Annotated in this window: 17 protein-coding genes and 2 pseudogenes; 10 read left to right on the top strand and 9 right to left on the bottom strand. The window is 69.5% G+C overall.

Features of this window, described 5'->3' with window-relative positions:
• The first annotated feature begins 65 nt into the window (after positions 1-65).
• Positions 66-839, top strand: a complete 774-nt coding sequence (locus ACZ7CH_RS30720) for an SDR family oxidoreductase (protein WP_470375534.1) — start codon at positions 66-68, stop codon at positions 837-839.
• A 24-nt stretch (positions 840-863) separates the two neighbouring features.
• Here the strand turns inward: ACZ7CH_RS30720 and ACZ7CH_RS30715 are convergent, their stop codons facing one another.
• A complete protein-coding gene (locus tag ACZ7CH_RS30715) occupies positions 864-1,415 on the bottom strand; it encodes an LmbU family transcriptional regulator (RefSeq protein WP_360398254.1) in 552 nt (183 codons plus the stop codon).
• Positions 1,416-1,991: 576 nt separating this feature from the next.
• Here ACZ7CH_RS30715 and ACZ7CH_RS30710 point away from each other — a divergent pair.
• Positions 1,992-4,097 (top strand): M6 family metalloprotease domain-containing protein, encoded by a 2,106-nt coding sequence (locus tag ACZ7CH_RS30710; RefSeq protein ID WP_360397942.1) that lies wholly within the window; start codon positions 1,992-1,994, stop codon positions 4,095-4,097.
• Between the two features lie 58 nt (positions 4,098-4,155).
• Entirely contained in the window at positions 4,156-4,815 is a 660-nt protein-coding gene (locus ACZ7CH_RS30705; protein ID WP_470375533.1) for a DNA alkylation repair protein, read from the top strand.
• A gap of 97 nt (positions 4,816-4,912) precedes the next feature.
• Here the strand turns inward: ACZ7CH_RS30705 and ACZ7CH_RS30700 are convergent, their stop codons facing one another.
• On the bottom strand, positions 4,913-5,800 hold the full coding sequence (locus ACZ7CH_RS30700; protein WP_360397938.1) for a VldE C-terminal domain-containing protein: 888 nt from the start codon (positions 5,798-5,800) through the stop codon (positions 4,913-4,915).
• Between the two features lie 124 nt (positions 5,801-5,924).
• On the opposite strand from ACZ7CH_RS30700, the gene ACZ7CH_RS30695 reads away from it, so the two are divergent.
• Positions 5,925-8,735, top strand: coding sequence for a hypothetical protein (locus ACZ7CH_RS30695; RefSeq protein ID WP_470375532.1), 2,811 nt, complete (start codon positions 5,925-5,927; stop codon positions 8,733-8,735).
• 11 nt (positions 8,736-8,746) lie between these two features.
• On the opposite strand, the gene ACZ7CH_RS30690 is transcribed toward ACZ7CH_RS30695, so the two are convergent.
• Positions 8,747-9,493 carry an AfsR/SARP family transcriptional regulator gene (locus tag ACZ7CH_RS30690; protein ID WP_360397934.1) on the bottom strand — a complete coding sequence of 249 codons (747 nt, stop codon included), beginning with the start codon at positions 9,491-9,493 and terminating at the stop codon, positions 8,747-8,749.
• A gap of 395 nt (positions 9,494-9,888) precedes the next feature.
• Here ACZ7CH_RS30690 and ACZ7CH_RS30685 point away from each other — a divergent pair, with 395 nt between their 5' ends.
• Entirely contained in the window at positions 9,889-10,827 is a 939-nt protein-coding gene (locus ACZ7CH_RS30685; protein WP_360397932.1) for a hypothetical protein, read from the top strand.
• Between the two features lie 324 nt (positions 10,828-11,151).
• Entirely contained in the window at positions 11,152-13,074 is a 1,923-nt protein-coding gene (locus ACZ7CH_RS30680; protein ID WP_470371393.1) for an RICIN domain-containing protein, read from the top strand.
• A gap of 137 nt (positions 13,075-13,211) precedes the next feature.
• Here ACZ7CH_RS30680 and ACZ7CH_RS30675 read toward each other — a convergent pair whose 3' ends face one another.
• Positions 13,212-14,063: an HD domain-containing protein gene (locus ACZ7CH_RS30675; RefSeq protein WP_470375531.1), complete on the bottom strand. Its 852-nt coding sequence runs from the start codon at positions 14,061-14,063 to the stop codon at positions 13,212-13,214.
• Between the two features lie 237 nt (positions 14,064-14,300).
• On the opposite strand from ACZ7CH_RS30675, the gene ACZ7CH_RS30670 reads away from it, so the two are divergent.
• The 4 genes and pseudogenes from ACZ7CH_RS30670 to ACZ7CH_RS30655 form a co-directional block, all read left to right on the top strand.
• Positions 14,301-15,086, top strand: coding sequence for a hypothetical protein (locus ACZ7CH_RS30670; protein ID WP_360397926.1), 786 nt, complete (start codon positions 14,301-14,303; stop codon positions 15,084-15,086).
• Entirely contained in the window at positions 15,083-16,387 is a 1,305-nt protein-coding gene (locus ACZ7CH_RS30665) for an aminotransferase class V-fold PLP-dependent enzyme (RefSeq protein WP_458434212.1), read from the top strand. The genes ACZ7CH_RS30670 and ACZ7CH_RS30665 overlap by 4 nt, the downstream gene beginning before the upstream one ends.
• Positions 16,384-16,812, top strand: coding sequence for a Fe-S cluster assembly sulfur transfer protein SufU (sufU, locus tag ACZ7CH_RS30660; RefSeq protein WP_360397922.1), 429 nt, complete (start codon positions 16,384-16,386; stop codon positions 16,810-16,812). The genes ACZ7CH_RS30665 and sufU overlap by 4 nt, the downstream gene beginning before the upstream one ends.
• A 592-nt stretch (positions 16,813-17,404) precedes the next feature.
• Positions 17,405-17,884 (top strand): annotated as a pseudogene (locus tag ACZ7CH_RS30655) (C40 family peptidase); the annotation flags it as partial.
• Here the strand turns inward: ACZ7CH_RS30655 and ACZ7CH_RS30650 are convergent.
• The 5 genes and pseudogenes from ACZ7CH_RS30650 to ACZ7CH_RS30630 all read right to left on the bottom strand — a co-directional run bounded on the left by ACZ7CH_RS30650 (position 17,842) and on the right by ACZ7CH_RS30630 (position 20,754).
• Positions 17,842-18,468 carry a hypothetical protein gene (locus ACZ7CH_RS30650; protein ID WP_470375530.1) on the bottom strand — a complete coding sequence of 209 codons (627 nt, stop codon included), beginning with the start codon at positions 18,466-18,468 and terminating at the stop codon, positions 17,842-17,844. The pseudogene ACZ7CH_RS30655 and the gene ACZ7CH_RS30650 overlap by 43 nt on opposite strands.
• A gap of 76 nt (positions 18,469-18,544) precedes the next feature.
• Complete coding sequence (locus ACZ7CH_RS30645) at positions 18,545-18,778, bottom strand: hypothetical protein (protein WP_470375529.1); 234 nt, start codon at positions 18,776-18,778, stop codon at positions 18,545-18,547.
• A gap of 115 nt (positions 18,779-18,893) precedes the next feature.
• Positions 18,894-19,673: a transposase gene (locus tag ACZ7CH_RS30640; RefSeq protein WP_470375641.1), complete on the bottom strand. Its 780-nt coding sequence runs from the start codon at positions 19,671-19,673 to the stop codon at positions 18,894-18,896.
• 144 nt (positions 19,674-19,817) lie between these two features.
• Positions 19,818-20,192, bottom strand: a pseudogene (locus tag ACZ7CH_RS30635) (polymorphic toxin-type HINT domain-containing protein); the annotation flags it as partial.
• 145 nt (positions 20,193-20,337) lie between these two features.
• A complete protein-coding gene (locus ACZ7CH_RS30630) occupies positions 20,338-20,754 on the bottom strand; it encodes an Imm10 family immunity protein (protein WP_470375528.1) in 417 nt (138 codons plus the stop codon).
• Between the last annotated feature and the right edge of the window lie 23 nt (positions 20,755-20,777).

The following is a 20,777-nucleotide window of genomic DNA, read 5'->3' as shown; positions in this document are numbered from 1 at the left end:
CACGTACCCCGGCGCACTGATATTCAATCCAACAACTCGCCGATTTCATGTTTGGAGTGGAACCCATGGATCTCGGACTGACCGGGCGCACCGCACTCGTGTGTTCGTCGACCGGCGGAATCGGTGAGGCGGTGGCCCGTGCGCTCGCCGCGGAGGGGGCCGGCGTGGTGGTCTGCGGCCGCCGCGGCGACCGGGCGCGGGAGGTCGCCGCGTCGTTGCCCAGCGCGGTGGGCGTGGAGGTGGACCTGACGGCACCGGACGGCCCTGCCGCGCTGGTCGCCGCGACGACCGAGCGGTTCGGGCCACCGGACGTGCTGGTGCTCAACGGTCCCGGGCCGCGCCAGGGCCCTGCGCACGGGGTGGACGTGGCCGACGCCGACGGCGCGCTGGACGCACTGCTGCGCCCGCACCTGCGGCTCGTCGCGCTGTGCCTGCCCGCGATGCGGGACCGCGGCTGGGGCCGAATCCTCGCGGTCGGCTCCAGCGGGGTCGCCGCGCCGCTCGCGAACATGGCGCTGTCGAACCTCGGCCGGGCCGCGCTCGCCGGGTACCTCAAGACGCTCGCCGGCGAGGTGGCCGCGGCCGGCGTCACCGTGAACATGCTGCTGCCCGGCCGCATCGAGACCGACCGGCTCGCCGCGGTCGACGCCGCGAACGCCGAGCGGTCCGGCCGCACCGTCGCCGAGGTCACCCGTGCCTCCCTCGCCACGATCCCGGCCGGCCGCTACGGGCGCCCGGAGGAGTTCGCCGCCGCGGCCGCGTTCCTGTGCGGTGAGCCGGCGTCCTACATCACCGGCACGGCGCTGCGCTGCGACGGCGGACTCGTCCGCAACCTGTGACAGCCGCCGGCGCCGGGCCGTCGCTCAGGAGACGACCCGCAGCCCCTGCCCCGAGCTCAGCGTGCGCTCGGCGGCCCGGTCGAGGTTCGTCACCAGCCACTGCTCGAAGTCCTGCCCGACCACGTCCGCCGCCTGCCGCCAGGTCTCGATCCGGTCCTGCGGCAGACTGATGCGCGAGTCGGCCGAAACCTCATTTCCGGAGTCTTTTTCGCCGCGAATGGCGGAACGCAGCTGCCGGGTGGTCCAAGAATTCATCTCCGCTTGGCTGAGCAGGTATTCCTGGACATCAGCCGGCAGGGAGGCGACTTCCGCGTGGTGTTGAAAGGTCAACGCCGGACGCCGCCGGTGCAAATCGAACCGACCGGCCACCCAGGCGTAGTTGCGCAACGTCTGATAACTCAGACCGACCGCCCGCACCGCGTGCTGGTAGCGCTCGGAGTAGTGTTCTTTGCCGAACACGAGCCAGTCCCCCAGCGACCACGCCGAGGAGTCCACGAGCTCGGCCAGCCTGCGACCTGCCCGCTCCCACTCGTCGAAGCTCAACGCCGTGGGGATGCGCAGCCCGACCCGTGTCATCATCACCTGGTCATCGCTTCGACCTGCACGGTTGGCCGCAGCCCTGCGCCCTCGGACGTCTCCAGAGCCCATGACGTGTCCCCCTCCTCGTCACTTCCGCCGACCTCGTTGTCAACGCGCACCGACCACCGCCGCGGCCGTGCGGACCATGAAGGCGAACCGGACCGTTGACCGGTCAACCCGTAAATACAACTGCAGTAACGCGGCCGTGGCAGCCCGTCCGAATAGGCGAAACAATCCGACGAACTCCGCCCCAGCAGTCGTCAAAGCTCTTGGATCCGAGAGTAGAGGCTGCGCAGAACACTGACAAGGAAGCTCCGCCGGTGGTCAGAGGGCAAATTCCGCGTGGAGCGTCCGCATTCTTCAGGCCACTGATCGACGGGGCAACTCCAGCTTCAGTGAGCCGAAAAGGCTCTACTGTGGACGGCTTCCCACGAGCGGCTTCACCCCGGTCGTGCGGGGCCGAACCTCCCCTGTGGAGGGCGTCGGGCACCGTTCCGCTGTGTCAACTGGCAACGCGGCCACCCGACGCCAGGCCGTGGTGACGGCACCGCGGTCTGCACCACGGTGGGTGGTATGGACCGCACACCTGCACGTCGCCGGAACCGGCGTCCGTTACTGCTGGTCACCGCGTTGCTCTCGGTCGGCGGACTCGTCGCCGGCACCACCGGCGTGAGCGCTGCTCCGCCCGACGAACCCCTGCACCACTGGCAGTTCGACCACTGGCCGCAGCAGCAGCCGTGGCAGCAGTCGCGCGACGCCGCGAGAGTGGCCGCGCACGCCGGACTGCCCGGCCCGATCGACCCGCAGAACTGGGTCAACCCCGACCACATGACGTGGGAGGGGGACTACCGCAAGATCCCCGGCACCACCTGGGCCGACCCCTCGAAGCGGGGGTCGGTGCGCACGTTCAAGGGCGCCCTGGTGCTGCTGGACTACCCGAACCAGCCGTTCGTCGTGACGCAGCCCGAGCACTCCACGGTGTTCGGCAACCCCAGCGCGGAGGCCAGCGGCGTGCCGCGCGAGCAGGTCGCGCAGTTCTACCAGGACTTCCTCAACAAGCCGAACGGCCTCAACCGCGGCCACACCGTGCACGAGTACTGGATGGAGACCTCCGGTGGGCGCTACGGCGTCGACCTGAAGGCGTTCGGCCCGTACACGATGCCGGGCAAGGACCACGAGTACGCCATGGAGTTCCAGGGCGGCACCGGCTGCCCGGCCGGCGACACGTGCACCCGCGACATCCGCACCGACGGCCGTGCCGCGTGGGTGGCCGACGTCGGCGCGGAGGTGCCGGCGGGCTACGACTTCACCTACTACCTGTCTGCGGGCCAGGACGAGTCGGGCACCTGGCAGGAGTTCGGGATGATGAAGTTCCGCACCAGGGAGGACGTCACCGACGACTTCGGCCCGCCGGACCCCGCGCTGCCGAACTGGTCGCGCACCCGGTACGTGGACTGGACCTCGTGGGCGGCGGGCTCGTCGATCTGGCCGAACGCGGGCGGCGGCTCGTCGACCCAGGCCGAGAGCTCCGGCCAGGGCGTCTACGCGCACGAGCTGAGCCACCTCCTCGGCATCGGCGACAACTACAGCAACCCCTACGGCAGCCCGCCGCGGCGTGACTACTCCGGCCCGTGGGACATGCTGTCGCGCGGCTCGTTCAACGGCCCCGGCGGCCCGCACTCGCGGTGGACCATCCCGGCCACCGGCGGTGCGTCGCTGGGCGCGCAGCAGACCCTGCGCAACAAGATCAAGCTCGGCATCGTCGACGAGCAGAACGTCCTGCGGCTGTCGCGGGAGGCGCTGGCCGGCTCCGGCACGGTCATCGCGAAGGTCACCGCCCGTTCCGTGCAGCCCGGCGCGACCGGCCTCACCGGCGTGAACATCGCGATGAACGCCGACCGGTCGCCGACCTGCACCGTGTCGGCGAACCCGTTCTGCGACGGCGGCGGCTACAACAACTACACGCTGGAAGTCGTCGACCGCATGGGCGCCGACTCGTTCACCCCTGACTCCGGTGTGCTGCTCGCGAAGACCAAGAACGCCGACGCCGCACCGTTCACGTGGGTCGTCGACGCCAACCCGCAGGACATCGGCATGACCGACTACGTCCTGCCGGACGGCACGAAGGTCCCCATCACCGTCGGCGACTACCGGCAGCTGTCGGACGCGTTGTTCCACGCGGGCACCAATTCCGGCAGCGAGTTCGAGTACGTGGACCAGGCCAACCGCCTGCACTTCTACGTCCTCGACGTGCAGCGCGACGCCGCGGGCGTGCTGTCCTACACCGTCGCCGTCCGCTCGCTGGACGGCGCCGGCCCGCAGCAGCGCGGCGTGCGCGTGACGCCCACGGCGGCCCGCACGGGCTCGGACGGCGTGGCCACGTGCCGGTTCCCGTTGACCAACACCGGTCGCGCGGCCGCGGCGGGCGGCCACCCCGAGGACGTCACCCAGTACCTCGGCGGTGACGTCTACCGCGTGTCCGCCACGGTCGCGGACACCGGCTGGACCGTGTCGCTGCCGAACGCGCTCGCGACCGCGAAGTTCGGCGGCCGCGTGGACGTGCCGGTGCACGCCAAGCGCGACGGCGGCCCGATCACGTCCAAGGTGACGCTCAAGGCCACGTCCGAGAGCAACCCGGCCAGGACCGCGACCGCCACCTGCACGGTGGTCGGCCGCTAGCCGCACGACCCGTTCGTCACCGACGTATTCTGTTGTCGGTGACGAACGGGAGGCTGCGATGACGGTGACCGGGGTGCTCGACAGGCTGGCCGCACTGGAGGACCCGAAAGCCCGTGCCGTGAACGAGAAGCACGGCGACGACCACGGCGTGAACCTCGGCAGGCTCCGCGCTCTGGCCAAGGAGCTCAAGACCCAGCAGGACCTCGCCGTGCAGCTGTGGGCCACCGGCGACACGGCGGCGCGCCTGCTGGCGTTGCTGATCTGCCGCCCCAAGGCGTTCTCACGCGCCGAGCTCGACACGATGCTGCGCGAGGCGCGCAAGCCCAAGGTGCACGACTGGCTCGTGAACTACGTCGTCAAGAAGAGCGCTCACGCCGAAGACCTGCGCGTGACGTGGATCGACGACCCCGACCCGGTGGTGGCGAGCGCCGGCTGGGCGTTGACCGTCGACCGGGTGGCGAAGAAACCGGAGGGCCTCGACCTCGACGGGCTGCTGGACGTCGTCGAGGAGGAGCTGCGCGCCGCCCCGGACCGGTTGCAGTGGGCGATGAACCACTGCCTGGCGCAGATCGGCATCGAGCACCCGGCGCTGCGGCAGCGGGCGATCGACATCGGCGAACGGCTGCAGGTGCTCAAGGACTACCCGACACCACCGAACTGCACGTCGCCGTTCGCACCGGTCTGGATCACCGAGGTGGTGCGCCGCCGGAACGCCTGAGCGACGCGGCAAGGGGAGCACCCGCGACGGGCACTCCCCTTGCACAGCACCGGACCAGGTCGACGTCCCCCCTGCCGGACGTCAGCTGTCCGGCAGCTCAGTCACCGTGCGGGTTCTGCACGGAGACGTGGACGTGGTCGTAGTGACCGCCGGTGACACCGCTGCCCGCGGTGTAGTCGCGCCAGCCCTCGGACGAGCGGGCGACGCTCCAGATCTTGCCCTGCCAGATCACGTAGCGGACGTCGAGCTTCGCGGCGTGCTTCTGCAGCCAGCGGGCCAGCTTCCAGCCCTGCTCCTTCTGCGCCGCGCTCGGGTAGGAGCCGATGGCGTTGGAGATGGTGCAGTCGAGCGCGTTGCCGGTGTTGTGGTTGCTCGTCGACGGCTCGTAGCTGCGGTAGTCACCGACCCAGCAGTCCTTCTCGCCGGTCAGCGACCGGATCTGGTCGTCGATGAACTGCGTGCGCTTGGTGGCCTGCGGGGCCCGCGCGGTGGCCGACGGGTGCGGGTTGGTCGCCGGGGTGCCGTAGGAACCGCTCGGCGGCGGGGTGCCGCCACCGCCGTCACCCAGCTTGTGCGCGGCGTTCTCGTTCTTGAGCTCCGAGTTCAGGTTGACCTTGCCACCGGCGGCGATGGTCTGCCGGGGACCGGCGTAGCCGCTGTTGAAGTAGACGGTGACCGGGCCGCTGGTGCGGTTCCAGACCGAGGCGGCCTCGTTCTTCACGCACAGGCCCTTGCCGTTGCCCGCGCCCTTGAAGTCGTAGCAGCTCGGCTGTTCGTCGCCGTAGTCGGGAACGGAGGTGGCGAAGTCCGACACCGAACCGGCGTGGTCGCTGTTGTAGTACAGGCAGAACTCGCCCGCCTCGCAGGAGCCGTTGCGGGCGGTCGCCGCGTTGGCCGTGGCGGCGCCTGCGGACACGCCGACCAGCGCGCCCATCAACGCCACGAAAGTGATCCTCTTGAGCGCCGAGAGCGCTGACTTCCTCATGGCCATGAGAATTGCGACGCGCGCTGACACTTCCCTGACACCGCGTGCCAGCGCGGTGTCAGCGGGTCACCGGACGCGCTTCCGCCGGGAAAACGGGTGGCACGCGTGCGCGATGATGGTGCCGATGACGACTCGACTGGCATTCGGCGTGACGGCCGGACCGGGGCTCGGCTGCTGGCCGGTCCCGTCGGGCGGACCGCCCGTGCCCGGCGCACCGGTCGCACTCGGTCCCTCCGGTGCCGCTCCCGCGGCCGTCCGCGCCGCGACCGGCCGGCTCGACCGGCTGGTGCGCCAAGGCGGTGAGGTCGCGGCGGGTGCGGGCGTCGACCTCGGTGGCGGTTTCCACTCGGCCCGGCTCGCGGGGGCGCACGGCGACCGCCGCGACGCGGTGCTGGCCGCGCTGCGGTGCCTCGGTGCCGACGGCGCGCACCGGCTGGGTGACCGGACCGCTGTGCTGGTGGCGTTGTTCGGCGAGCAGGTCACCAAACGGGTCGGCGCGGCGGCGCACCGGGCGGTCACCGACGGGCGTTGGGCCGCGGTGCAGCTGGCCTCGGCGGCGTCCGACCTGCTCGGGCCGGAACAGCTGGAACGCGTGCTGGACCTGCGTGCGCCCGAGGACGTCGACCCGTTCCCGCGCGGCGCGGCGTCCACTGTGGCCGGTCACCTGTCCCGCGTGCTGGCCGCGTACCCGAAGCCGCGCAGGCTGAAGCTCGTCCTCGACCTGTGGGACCACGTGTGCGGGCTGCTGCTGGACCGGCAGCGCCGGGCCCGCCTGGTGGCGTCGCAGGTGCGGACGGAGCGGCTCGACGAGCTCCGCGAGCGCCACCGCGAGCACTTCGACGCCAAGATCGTGCAGCACCTGACCTGGGACCTCAGCGGACAGCCGGTGACGCTCGCCAACGCCGCGCGCTGGCAGCCGCCGAAGTGGTGGACCGCCAGCGAGCTCGAACACCTGCTGCACGACGCCATCGCGGCGACAGCGCTGCTGCGGTTCGCGCGGACGATGTCCGACGAGGGTTTCGCGGTCGCCGTGGACCGGCACCGGGCGGAGCTGGTCGCCGCCGACGCCTGTCTCAACGAGAGGAGCCGCACGGCGGCCACCCACCGGCCCGACGGCGCGTACAACCACCCGGCCCGGCCAGGCGCCTACGTCCACCGGATCGTGCTGGAAACCGGTCCCGACCGGACGGTCAACGCGCGGACCGAGGGCAGGGTGCGCACGTACACCGCCATGGCGCGCAACTACGGCGTTGTCGTGTTCGAGGCCGTGGAGAGGTTCCTCGACAGGCTGTTCCAGCCGCTGCACCACCCTGGCGAGGGCGATCCGGGGCGGTCGCCGCAGCTGGCCGGGTGGCGCCGGGAAGTGGGGTACCCGCGTGCGCCGCAGAGCTGGGAACAGCCGCCGCTGGCCGACACGCGCGAGGAGGCCCCCACCGCACCGCTGGCCCAGCGCCTCGCCGGCGCCGATCCGGCCGACGTCGAGCTGCCGCACGACCTGCTGTGGTTCGCGGACCTCGCCGACGCGCTGGCACCGTTCCACGGCGGCGACTCCGCGACCGTCCGGCACGAGCACCCCCACCCCACCGTCACCTACGACGACGCGCCGGCACAGCCGGGCACCACCTCGCTGCCGCTCGCCGTGGCCGAGGTGGCGCAGCTCGTGATGTTCGGCGCGGTGCCACCACCGCGCTGCGGGAGCTGGGCGGAGCTGGTCACCGGCGTCACCTCCAGCGCCGTGATCGCCGAGGCCGACACCGGCGTGTTCCCCATCCCGCCCGGTGTGTCCGCTGTGGACGGTTCGACCGTCGCGGGGCTGACCGTGGAGCTGGGTCGCGAACCGCGGCAGCTGGCCGAGTGGTCCGGGTACATGGGCAACTGCATCGGCGAGTCCTGGTACGCCGACCAGGCGCGCAAGGGCCACTGCGTGCTCATGGCCCTGCGGGCTCCCGACGGCCGCATCGCCGCGAACCTCGACGTGCGCCGCCACACCGCGGGCTGGCACGTCCACGAGCTGCGCGCGCGGTTCAACGACACCGTCGCGGACGAGCTGGAGCAGCAGGTCAGGAAGTGGGTGGAGCACCTGCCCGCGCCCCGGCCGCCGGAACCGGAGCCGGTGGTGCCCGTTCCCCCGGTGCGCGTGCGGGGCGGCTCCGCCCGCCGGTCCGCCGCGGGAAACCTGCCCGCCGAGCTCGTCCGCGCCCTGACCGCCGCCGTGGAACGGGAGCTGGCCGGCAAGTCGGTCGTGACCGCCCGGCGGACCTACGCCGAGCTGGCCCGCGGTCTCGGCCGACCCGGTCCCGCCGACTTCGAACCGGACGCGGCCGTGGTGGCGTTGAAGCGCGTGGACGACCACGTGGACCTGGTCCGCGCGGCCCTCGCCGACGGCCTCGCCGCGACGACCCTGTGGCAGGCCACGCGCGTCCGCCCGCTGGCCGCCGCGGTGCACCGGCTCGACCAGGAGCTGCGCGACCACGAGCGGCTGCACGCCCTCACCGGCGGCGCACCGCTGCCGAGGACGTTGCGCGCTCTGGTGCGCCGCCCCGAGATCGCTCCCGCCCACGCCCTGGACGTCGTGGCGCGGTCGGTCCGCGCGGCCATGGGCGAGCTGCTCGGTGACGCCGCGCTGGCGCGTTCGGTGGCCCGTCGCCCGTCCACGGAACTGGTGTGCGCGCTGGCGATCGCGACCACCTGCTCGGAGTCCACAAAGGACACGGTCGTGGTGGCCGGGCCGAGGAAGACGACGGTGCCCGGTTTTCCCCCGAGCGACCTGGCCGACCCGCGGGGGCCGTGGCAGCAGGCGTTGCCCGCGGCCGCCGACCTCGGTGCGCCCGTGGACCTGTTCTGGTCGAAGATCGCCGAACACGGCCTGCTGATCCCGGCCGCGGTGCTGGGCAAGGGCGGCTGGCCCGCGCTGTGGGCCCGGCTGCACCGCTGACGGGTACCGGGTCACAACGCCGCCTGCGACGCCACCAACCGGGTCATGTGCGACGACGGCGCCACCCCCAGCTCGCGGTGCAGCAACGCCCGGTAGTGCTGGTAGTGCCGCAGCGCCGACCCGCAGTTGCCCTGGGCCAGGTGCGCCGCGACCACCGTGCGGTGCGCGGTCTCCCGCACCGGGTCGATCGAGATCGCCGTGAACGCCGCCTCCAGCGCAGCCAGGTGCGCACCGGCCGAGATGAGCCGGTGGGCGACCGCCTCCAGCGCGTGCAACCGGACCTGCTCCCAGCGCCGGCGTTCGGGTGCGAGCCACTCGTCGGCCCAGTACGGCAACAGGTCCCGCGACAGCGCGGCGACCAGATCCCCCGCGGTCGCCGGGTCGACGGTCGCGGCGGGACCGACGACGCGGTGGGCCGCCTCGATCGCCCGGCAGAAGTCGACGGTCAGCGCGGGCGACGGGCGTAACCGGTCCACGGAGCACTCGACGACCGGCCGTTCCGTGGCCCTGCGCAGGTGCCACAGCGCCTGCCGCACGTTCGCGGTCGCCCGCTGCCTGCGGCACTCCGGCCACAGCTGCTCGGCGACGGCCTGCCGGCTCACCGCCTCGCCGTGGTGGATCGCGACGTAGGCCAGCAGCCGTTGCGCGCCCTTGGGCAACGGGACGTCCCCGCTTCCGGTGAGCAGCTCGAACCGGCCCAGCACCACCAGCCGCACCCCCGCGCCCCCGGCTCGTCTGCCACCTTCCGCTTCGGTCATCGTCGTCCTCCCCGCGAGCACCGGCGCCGTCGCCCCACGATCCGAGCATCGCCCGGAAGCGTCTCCGTGGCATCTCCCGCCCGACTGCCGCGGCGTCCGCCCCGGCGCCGCCGGACCGCCGTCACTCAGTCGTGCGCGGACTTGACCCATACCTTCGTGGTCACCCGTCCGGGTAAGAACGGCAACGGCGCGTCACCAGCCCCCGGGGACCCCCGTCGGCACCTGTACCGCCAATGGCCCAACGGAACCCGCCTGGCCCAGTCCAGCCCATCGAGTGACGGCGACGGCACGGCGACACCCCCTCGTGCGGCGCGGCGACCGGTCGGAGACGGCAGCGCCGGAGCGTGTGTCCACGGGGTCGCACCGGCCCCGTCACCACGACCGAGGAGTGCACCATGGCCGACGGCCAGTTCAAGACGGTCTCGATCCACATCGCACCGGACGACCTCAAGACCCTGAAGGACAACAAGTACAACCTGTGCTTCGCGAAGAAGGTGAACGGCACCTACAACGTCGTGTGGCAGTCGGCCGACAGGTACCTCTCGAAGAACACCTTCTCGTGGCAGCCGCTCTACCGGCTCTTCGGCAGCAACGGCTTCCAGGGCGACGTGGCGGTGAGCGTCTCGACCAACGACGTCGCGATCGGCCTGGGCGACAAAGCGGTCCTGGACGACGACGGCCTGCTCCACGACGCCGTCACCGGCGGCCTGAGCACGGGGATCACGCTGGTCAACCAGTACGGCAAGATCCACCCCGGTCTGTCGTCGTACTCGACGGACATCCACGGCAACGGGTCGACGACCCCGATCTACGTCGCCGAGAAGGAGATCGTCCTCGGCGAGGACGTGCTCACGCCGGCGGAGGTGGTCCAGGTGTGGTTCGAGCAGAAGATCACCACGAGCACGATGTTCAGCGACGCGCGGTCCAACTCGGTGGAGGTCGACCTCAGCTCGGCCAACTCCGCGACCCGCCTGTACAGCGGGGGCAAGTGGACGACGCCGGCCCAGTCCCAGGCGTTCGGGGTGGACCCGAAGGTGATGCTGACGATCATCGCCGGTCTCACCGCGGCCGTGGTCGTGGCCGACCTGACGATGAAGATCGCCTCGAAGCTCACCGGCGTCTACCGGGACGTCAAGGTGAACGTCACGACCACCGGCGGGAACAGCGTCAAGATCGAGTACAGCGAGCAGCCGCGCCTCTCCGGCGCCAGCCTGGTCCAGACGCAACAGCTGCTGCTGAACCCGACGGTGGTCGACCAGCTCACCGAGTTCGCCGTCGAGGCGTTCGCGCAGTCCGGGGTCGGCTACTCGTCGCTGCAGGCGCACGCGGCCTGACCCCCGGCAGCCGGCCCCTCCGCCCGCCCCGGCGCGGGGGCCGGCTGCCCGGCGCCGTCAGGTCCGCTCCAGGTGGTGCTGCCGGTGCGGCGTGGTCAGGACGTCCTGTCACTGCGCCAGGGCTTGTGCGAGCACGTCGAAAACGGCTCGATCAACGCGTCCCAGAGGTCACTCCGGGTTGTTCGGCGGTGCAGCCGATCCCGCTGTCCCCGGCAGGCAGGTGTGACAAGGGGAGGTGACACACCTCCGGGTGACCCTTCTGGTGGGGCAGGGGCGAACGTGTTGCCATCGGTCGGGTAGTCCAGCCGTGGGAAGTGGGCAGTCATGCAGAACTGGCACTCGTTCGTGGTGAGCGACCTGTCCGAGCCGACCGGCACGAAGTTCGTCCTGGACCTGGCCAACGCCGACGGCCAGCCGTTGACGCCGCTGGTGCTCAACCCGCTGACCTCGACGCCGGCGCCGCAGGGTCCACGGCCCAACCAGCTGTGGTGCGTCGACGGCAACCTCCTGGTCAACCGGCTGAACGGCCTCTACGCGAACGTCACCGCGAACCTGACCGCGCCGGGCACGCAGGTCATCGCCTGGCACGGGAACGGAGGGGTCAACGAGGTCTTCACCCTGACCGACGGCGCGTTCATGAGCTCGCTGGGCAACGGGACGCTCGCGCTCACCGTTCAAGGCGGGTCGACCGCGGCGGGCACCCCCGTGGTGGTGGACAGCTGCACCGGGTCGCCCGCGCAGACCTGGACGCTGTGGCCGGCCTACCCGGTGCAGGGCATCCTGGGGCTGCCGACAGGGCAGTTCCCCGCCTACACCGGCGGCCAGGGCACCGCCTACGACTCGATCAACGAACAGCTCCAGCAAGCCGAGCTGCTGCCGCGCACGATGACCGTCGAGCAGTCCTACAGCAACCTCACCATCAGCCCGCTCACGCTGTCGCTGTTCATCAGCTCCTCGGCCACGTGCCCGACGGGGGTGTCGGCGACCGACTGGAGCGCGGTGGTCACCTCGCTGCAGCAGCAGCTCAGCCTGGCCGACGACATCCAGCGCCTGTTCGGCGAGCTGACCGGGTTCATCAACTCGTTCTTCATCAACAGCGAGGCGTTGCTGGACGAGCTGGGCGCGGACGTGGGCCTGGGGTCCCAGTCGCACACCGCCGCCACGGTCCTCGCCCTGGTCGAGGGCACCGTCTACACCGCGCTGTCGGCGCTGGGGCCGGTGGCCTCGGTGGTGGCGAACCTGATGAGCACGGCCTACAACGTCTACGAGACGACCACGAAGAACCCCCTGGCGACGTTCGAGGGCGCGTTCGCCGACCTGTGGGGCGCGCTGAGCGAGGCCTACACCGGCATCTTGGCGGCGGCCGGGTCCACGGAGACCTCGGTCCTGCAGAGCTGGGCCCAGATGCAGGCCTTCCAGTCGGGCATCGCCGATGGCGAGCTGAACTGGTCGGCCGAGCTGACCGGGCAACTGGTGGAAGCGGCCACGCCCGGCTACTCGCTCGCGATCATGCAGGCGCTGGTCCCGTCCCGGTACGGCAACCAGCTGTGGGCGCAGTACCCGCGGTCGCAGGGCCCGGTCGACGGTCCGCAGGGCGCGCAGTACAGCGTCGCCCTGCCCGGCGGGGTCTACGACGTGAACCTGCTGGCCTCGGGCGCCTCCTCCGGCGACTGCCCCAGCGAGGCGGCGCTGGCCGACATCTGGAACAACGGCGCGGTGCCGCAGGACGTGTTCGGCAACCAGAACGGGTGGAACCTGTACACGCACTACCAGGACTGCGACGCCAACACGCTGTACACGACGATCTGGAACCAGACCCCAGACGACCTGTCGGTGACGGCGTGGACCTGGAACCAGACGAGCTTCGTCGCCGGTGCGGCGACCCGGCCGTTGGCGGCGTGGTCGAGCATCACCTACGGCACCACCAACGAGACCACGAACACCGATGTGGGCTTCAACGTCTTCAACCCGGCCGTGTCGACGTCCACCCCGGTCGCGACCTTCCACGGGCACATGGACGTGGCGGTGCTCAAGGCGGGGAACGTGTCGGTGACGGCACAGTCCACAACAGACGACTACCAGCTGGTGAACACCCAGTGCGCCAACGGTTCTTTCCACAGCGCGCAACCGGGCCTGATCCAGATCACCGTCACCACCGACACGGTGACCAACGGCACGCCTCCGGCTGTGCAGTTGGTGACGCACCACGGCGATCGACGTGCCCCGGTAGGGTCGCCGACCCCGTAGCGCCGCTGAACCTGCTCACGGGCCGGAAGCCTTCCCGCGGACCTCGGAAAGCCTGCCGCAGGACCAGTTGACCCTTGCAGAACAGAAATTCCCGGCTCATCACACCGATTCCACTTCAAATTCGACAAAAACGCAGACTAAGCGCCCTTGACGACGAACTGCCCGTTTTCGACCGCAGCCGCGCGAACCCGCTGATACAGCTCGGTGAGCGTCGCACTCACCGACACCCGCGGGAGCTGCAGGTTGTCCAGGTCCTCAGCGGTAGCGCTCACATCCGACCACCCCTGCCCCGTCAGGTGCCGCATCAGCGCCGGGTTCAACCGGTCCACCGCCCGCACGAGCCGCGCCTCCACCGTTTCCGCTGCCTCGTGCTCGTGCCACACCGCGAGCATTTCGGAGGCAATGGGTTCCGGGAGGGAACCGAATCGTTCCTGAGCCGACTGCTCCTCCGCCAACGCCTTCTGCCGCTTGGCTTCCGCGCTGCCCTCGGCGGCACCGTCGGTGCGCCAGGCGGAGGGGTCGCCGGTGTCGATCTCGACGAGGTCGTGCAGGAGACACATCTTGATCATCTTGTCCAGGTCGACGGGTGCGTTGAACTCGCGCTCGAACTCGTCGCGCAGGAGCCAGCAGATCAGGGCGAGGTGCCAGGAGTGCTCGGCCACCGACTCGGGCCGGTCGGGGGTCGCCAGGTTGTGCCGCTCGACCTCCCGCAGGCGCGCGGAGAACTGGATGAACGAGTACAGGCGATCAAGGGTGGAGGTCACCGGGCCGAGCGTAGAGCAATGCCGGCCACCGCGTGTTTTCTCCTGACGAGGAATGACATAGCCCCGGTTTCCTCGATCAGCATCGGAGAGTAGTGCAGAAGACCACCCTTCCGGGGCAACGGCGTGAGAAATTCCTCGTGCACATGAATCAAGAATCACGCTGAGTCGCAAGATGGATTTCAGGCTTACCTGTTCTGGCCGGAAGAAGCGGTCGGCCCGACTCAAGAACTCACTCGTCCAGCCCTATGCACATAACGGACGACAAGGACAACACAACCGCTCGTTCACAGGTCGCGCTAGCTTGGGGGAAGAGCGCCTCGGTGCGCCACCAGCCTCCACTGGAGGGCAGGCGGCGAGAACGCATGCTGCCGTGGATGACAACACGAAACCGTGTCACCACGAGGGGGAATTCGAATGGCCAAGGTTTATGACGCTGAGTTTCTGCGCGCCCACTTGCCGGGTGTGTCCAACCGGGTGACGACGCTGCGCGAGTGCCTGGAGCCCGGGAGCCTGTGGCAGCCGGTGCTGCAGCTGACCATCGTCACCGACATCGACGGGGAGCCGCACGTCCTCAACGGCACGCGCCGCGCCTCGGCGAACCGGACGCACCCGAACGTGGTCAGCACGCCGACGAGCATGCTGCCGGTGCCGCTGGCCTCGGCGATCCTCGACGACAGCAAGGGCTCGCTGGAGGAGGAGCTGCCCCTGCTGCTCGACGAGGTGCGCTCCGACGACCTGCGGGTGGTCGCCCGCTACGCCGAGAACGACGTGCGCCCGGTGCCGCGCACCGCGGAGGCGCTGCCCTACGCCGTGGCCGACCTGTTGGCCCGCAAGCTGGGCTGCGGCACCGCGCTCGAGCACGCCACCGCCGAGGAACCGCTGGCCACCTGCTCGCTGTCCATGGTCGGCGGCGGGTTCAGCTACGCCGCGGACGGCGACCTGGACGAGGACGGCCTGGCCGAGCCGCTGTTCGAACCGCTGCTGATGTTCGGCGTCGTGGTGCGCTGGCAGGACCCGGCGGTCTTCCCGGAGCGGACCGAGTCCTACGACGGCATCGTCTGGACCCGGCTGCCGGACTACCAGGAGGGTGTGCGGACCAAGCGGATCGAGGCGTTCAACCCGAAGTTCGCCGAACCCGACTACATCGCCGACGCCGACGAGATCAGCGTGTGCGTGCGGGGCCTGTGCCTGCAGACGGCGAACATCATCATCGAGTCCGGCACCGTTGACCACAGGACGGTCTCATGACCGCCGTCGACCGGACACCCGCCCTCCCCCGCCTGGACTCCCGGAGCGTCCGGGCCGACTTCCCGCTGCTGACCGCCTCGGACGCGAGCTCGCTGGTCTACCTCGACTCCGCGGCGACGACCCAGCGCCCGCGCGCCGTGCTCGACGCCGAGCGCGAGTTCCTGGAGCACTCCAACGCCGCGTGCCACCGCGGCGCGCACCGGCTCGCGGAGCAAGCGACAGCCGCGTACGAGGACGCCCGCACCACCGTCGCCGCCTACCTGGGCGGGGACCCCTCCGAGGTCGTGTTCACCAAGAGCGCCACCGAAGCGATCAACCTGCTCGCGTTCTCCCTCGGCTCACCCGGCACCGGCGCGGACAGCCTGTCGATCAGGCCCGGCGACGAGGTCGTCGTCAGCGAGCTGGAGCACCACGCCAACCTCGTGCCGTGGCAGGAGCTGTGCAGGCGCACCGACGCCACCCTGCGGTACATCCCCAGCACCACGAACGGTTGTCTCGACCTCACCGTGCTCGACGAGGTGATCGGCGAGCGGACCGCGCTGGTGTCGGTGACCCTCCAGAGCAACGTCACCGGCGCGGTCACCGACACCGCTCCAATCGTGCGCGCCGCCCGCCGAGCGGGAGCCCTCGTCGCGGTGGACGCCTGCCAGGCCGCAGGCCGGATACCGATCGACGTGCGCGCGCTCGACGTGGACTTCCTCGTGCTGTCGAGCCACAAGATGCTCGGGCCGAGCGGCATCGGCGTGCTGTGGGGCCGGTTCGACCTGCTGGAGCGGATGCCGCCGTTCCTCACCGGCGGCTCCATGATCGAGACGGTCACGCTCACCGGCGCCACCTACGCCGACCCGCCGCGCCGCTTCGAACCCGGCGTGCCACCGGTGTCGCAGGCCGTCGGGTTCGCCGCGGCCATCGGCTACCTGCAGGGCCTGGGCGAACAGCGGGTGCTCGACCACGAGGTCGAGCTGACCGGATACGCGCTCGCCGAGCTGCGGGCGCTCCCCGGCGTACGCACCCTCGGACCCGACGACCCAGCGCGCCGGCCCGGAATCATCAGCTTCGTCGTCGACGGGGTGCACGCGCACGACGTGGCGCAGATCCTCGACGACGACGACATCGCGGTGCGGGCAGGTCACCAGTGCGCATGGCCGCTGCACCGGGCCCTCGGCGTCACAGCGACCGTCCGCGCCAGCGTGCACGTCTACAACGGACACGACGACATCGACCGCTTGGTCAGCGGCGTGCGGCGGGCCCGCGAGTTCTTCGCCGCGCAGGGGTTCATCGACCTGGAGGAGCACGCGTGAAGCTCGACGACCTCTACCGGGACGTCATCGCCAAGCACTACCGCCTGCGCAGCGGCCACGGCCTGCAGGACGAGTTCACCGCGGAGGTGCACAAGGTCAACCCGTCCTGCGGCGACGAGATCACCCTGCGCCTGCGCCACCACGACGACATCGTTGACGAGCTGAGCCACGAGGTCGCCGGCTGCACGCTGAGCCAGGCGTCGGCGTCGGTCATGCACACCCTGGTGATGGAGGCGAAGACCGCGGACAGGGTCGCTGAACTGCACGACGCGGTCCGCGACTTCCTGCGTGGCGCAACTCCGGAGCCGCCGGCCTCGGTCGGCGCGATGGGCGCTTTCGAGGCCGTGCGGTCCACCGGAAGCCGCGTACGTTGCGTCCTGCTTCCGTGGCAGGCCCTCACCGCTGCGCTCAAAAGCGTCAGGTAGTTGGTTCATGGCCACGACTTGAGTGTGCCTTGTGGACGGCGAGGCGGAGGTCAGCGCGAAGGCAGAACGCGGACGCGCAGCGCTGCGCTTTCCGGCGTGGCGCGAGGCAGGCGTACCTGTCGCGATCAGCGCCGGACGCCCAGCGCTGCCGTGTCGAAGGTGGAGTCCAAGCAGGCCTCGACGTGGATCAGGGCCGCTTGTCGCGGGTGATGTTGCATCTGCGGTAGGCCGCCTACCGCGCCGGTCACGCGTGTGTGCGCGAGGCTCTGGACGCGTCGTTGCCCTCGGGACACGGTTTCCGCTCGACGATGCCGCCGCCCCCGGTGGGACCACCCCGACTTCGTCCTCGCCCGCGTCGTCGCCGTCACCTCCGCCGGGGCCGGCCGATGCAGTTCCTTGCCCCGACCTTCAACGGCGTTGTCGCCGCACACCAGATCCCGCCCGGCGACGCCAGCCCACCCTCGCGGCACAACCTGCACGACGCCATCCACGCCGCGGCCTTCCTGCTCTGCGACGAAGGCGTCGGCGAGGCGACCTGCGAGCGGCGGTCTTTGCCTGCAACTACGCCGACTGGTTCGTCGACAAGGTCTTCGAACAGGCTGCCAAGTATGTCGAGGCCGCCGCGACCAGCGTCGGCAACGGTGACTGCGGCGCCATCCACGCACCCAACGCCATCATCCTCGCCGCGATCAACTACGCCTGCGGGCAACGAGGTCTGCCCCACGCGTGGTGCGGCAACGGCCCTGACGGCGGACATGCCGGCTTCGACTGCTCCGGACTGACCAAAGCCGCCTACGCCGCCGCCGGAGTGAACCTGCCCCGCGCCGCCCAGATCCAGTTCGACGCGGGCCCGCGCGTCCCGGCCGAGCAGCCACTGTTGCCGGGCGACCTCGTCTTCTACGGCACACCCGGCAACATCCACCACGTCGGCCTCTACACCGGCGGCGGACTCATGATCAACGCCCCCACCTTCGGCCAGCCAGTACAAATCGACAACTACCGCTGCGCCCGGCAATCGGTCCAGCCAGCTCAGCGCAAACGCTTCATCAGCTCCTCCATGCCGTCCAGATAGGGCATCCCTTCACGCTCAGACCTATAGGCGACAGTTCTATACGTGCTCACAGCGGTGCCCGAGTCAGCTGAACGCAACTCTTCGAGGTCGCGGACCTGCTGCTGAAATTGGGTTGTCAACCGGTCCCATGTGACCACCTCGTCCGCAGTTTCCTCGGCCCACACGGAGTCCACTTCCAGTGCACCCATCACAGCCTGAAGGTGTTCGTCGGATGACGAGTTCTTCCATCCGTTCAGAGTTGCGGTTACAGCGGTGACCACCTCTACCGTGACTGCTTCCGGAAGATTGAACTCCGACCGGCCGTGAATCTTGGAGAGGTCGGAATCCAGACCCTTCAAGGCTGTGTTGACGACCGGTTCCACCTTCTCGAAGGTCAGATCTCCCTCTCCTCGGAGCAACCGAGCGATGCCCACGAGGGCATCATGCGCCGCGCCATGCCCCCGAACAGTCTTCTTCATCTCGCTGTACACCTGGTAGACAGGGAGCACGCGGTGCACTGCGGCCAGCGAGAACGCGGTGAGCCTGGCTTCGTCGAGCTCACTGCACCCTCTCTTGATCACGTCGATCTTACCGGTCGAAAGCACCCGATCATCCTTCCTCGTATCCTCGGGATCACTCCCAAACGGCCGTTCTTGGTTCCGTGATCGTCGCACCTGCGGCTCAGAGCACATCTCGACAGTCCGAGCAGAACGGTCGGCTGGCGATGATGGCACCAGGTTGCAGATCGAGGTGCTCAGCCGCCATGAGCAGTTTTACCTCGGCATGCTTCCCGTTGCTCATGGAGATCGCCAGTTCGCCCGCATCGAGTGCGTTGGCACGTTGTCCGAGCGACAGGTTGCTGCGTGCGCCGACCGCCGCAAGATCGATGCCGCCTTCAGCACGGTCTGCATGCAAGCACACTGGTCGTCCGGAACCGCTGCGCGGCCGGATACAGAAGGCCGTGCAAGTCATCAGTCCGACCAGTTAGATGATCAATTTCAGCATGACCTGTACCGAGCCTTTTCCATCCTCATGATCGGGTGCGTTGTTCGAGGGTAAGGATGGCGCGGGCGTAGGTGGTGACTCGTTGTGGGCTGGCGCGGACTCGGGTGAGGACGCGCCAGCTCTTGAGCGTGGCGATGCCGCGTTCGACCCGGCAGCGCACGGCAGAATGGGCGCGGTTGGCGGCGGGCCGGCCGGGGGTGAACTCATTTTTGTAGCGGCGGTAGGGCAGGTGAACGCCCTCGCCGGCGCCGATGTAGCCGCAGTCGGCGATCAGCTGCAGCCCGGCCTGGCGGCAGGTGTCGAAGATGCCGTGGGTGCGGGCGGCGGTGAGGTCGTAGACCGAACCCGGTAGCCCTGTCGAGACCCAGGCGAGCTGCCCGTAGGGGTCGGTGAGTACCTGCAGGGTGATGCCGTGGCGGCGGACTTTCACGCTGTAGCAGGCTTTCTGGCGGTCGCGGTCACCGGCGCGGTCGATGCGGATGACGGTGCCGTCGAGCAGCGCGTAGTTGGAGAACGAGCCCGCCAGCCTGATGACGGCCTGGGCGAAGCTGGGTGCTCGTGCGGCGAGCAGGTCGGTGGTCTCGCGGATGTAGCGATAGGCGGTGGCCAGGCCGATGCCGAACCCGCTGGCCAGGCGCTGGTAGGTGTCGCCGTTGCGCAAGTGCGTCGGCACGAGCAGGGCTTGACGGTGGGCGGGCAGGCGCCGCCAGCGAGAGCCGATGCTGGTGCGGTGGCGGCGGATCAGCCGAGCGACGTAGCCCAGGGTGCGATTGGACAACGTGATCGCGGACGGATAGAACAACACACGAAGCTCCTGGTCGGCATCGGTGGATCTTGGTCGTGATGCCAGTGCTGCCAGGAGCTTCGCCATGTTCACGGCCGTCTGCCACACACCGATCCGATCTTGTGACCAGCAAGAACAGGATGGAAAAGGCTCACCACAGTTGTGCACCAGGACCGAAGTGACGCCGACTACCACATGGTAGGTGTGCACGCCGTCAATCGTTAAGTCATAGACCGGCTGAATGCTCTCGTGTCGCTCCACCGAGGACGCAACTGGTTGCGACCCGTCCGGAGCGCGGAGGTGCTCGCCAGCCTTGAGCATGCCAAATTTGGCGAAGTTACCGCGATCCTCCACCCATACCGGATGCCACGAGGTCGCTTCCACCGATCCGCTGGCCGCTGACAAGCGAGTCATGTCGCCTTCGTCGGTGTAGATGATTGTGCCCACGACTTCCCGATCCGAGGTTTCTCCCGATGCCGGGTCGGTCGCCTTGACCCTTTTCCTCAATCTGAATCTAATCGATCGGTTTTGACGACTCATCGGCCATCAGCACGCGTGTCCCGGCCACAAACTGTGCAGATCACACGACCCGCTCTTGCCGCCGAGCTTGCGCATCGCCTTCTACATATCCAGAAGTACACAAGTCCCGCTGACCAGCAGTCAACGGGACTTGCTGGGCAGCTACTTAACCAGCAGGTGGGGCTTCCGTCGATCCCAGCCCAAGGATCGTCGGCCTCTTCTCCACTGCACCCCACGCCAGGATATTCCGCAGCCTCGGCGAGAAGTCACTCAAGTCGACCTCAGCGTTGGCGAGATCGATCTCCACCGACGTGTCGACTCCCAACGCTTCGGCGTCCACAGGCGTGAATGCGAGGGAAAGTTGCAGGCCGACGAGCTCCACAGTTCGCAGACCGCCGTAGACGGTCGCCCCTCGTTCGGTCGAGATGTTGTAGGAGTCCATCCCGTTCTCTACGTCTTGCTCGTCTGGCTCGTCGAAGGAGGACCGCTGAAACGAGAACGAACGCGGAGTTCCGGACTCGTCGACACCGGCGATGGCTACTTCGAGCGCTTCTTCATCCTCGTAATCCTCGAAGTAACCCACCTGCACTGCAGTAACACGCATCG

This window comes from Lentzea sp. NPDC037011 (assembly GCF_055607425.1).
The sequence above is the reverse complement of the archived record's forward strand: the minus strand, read 5'-3'. Positions and strand labels throughout refer to the sequence as shown.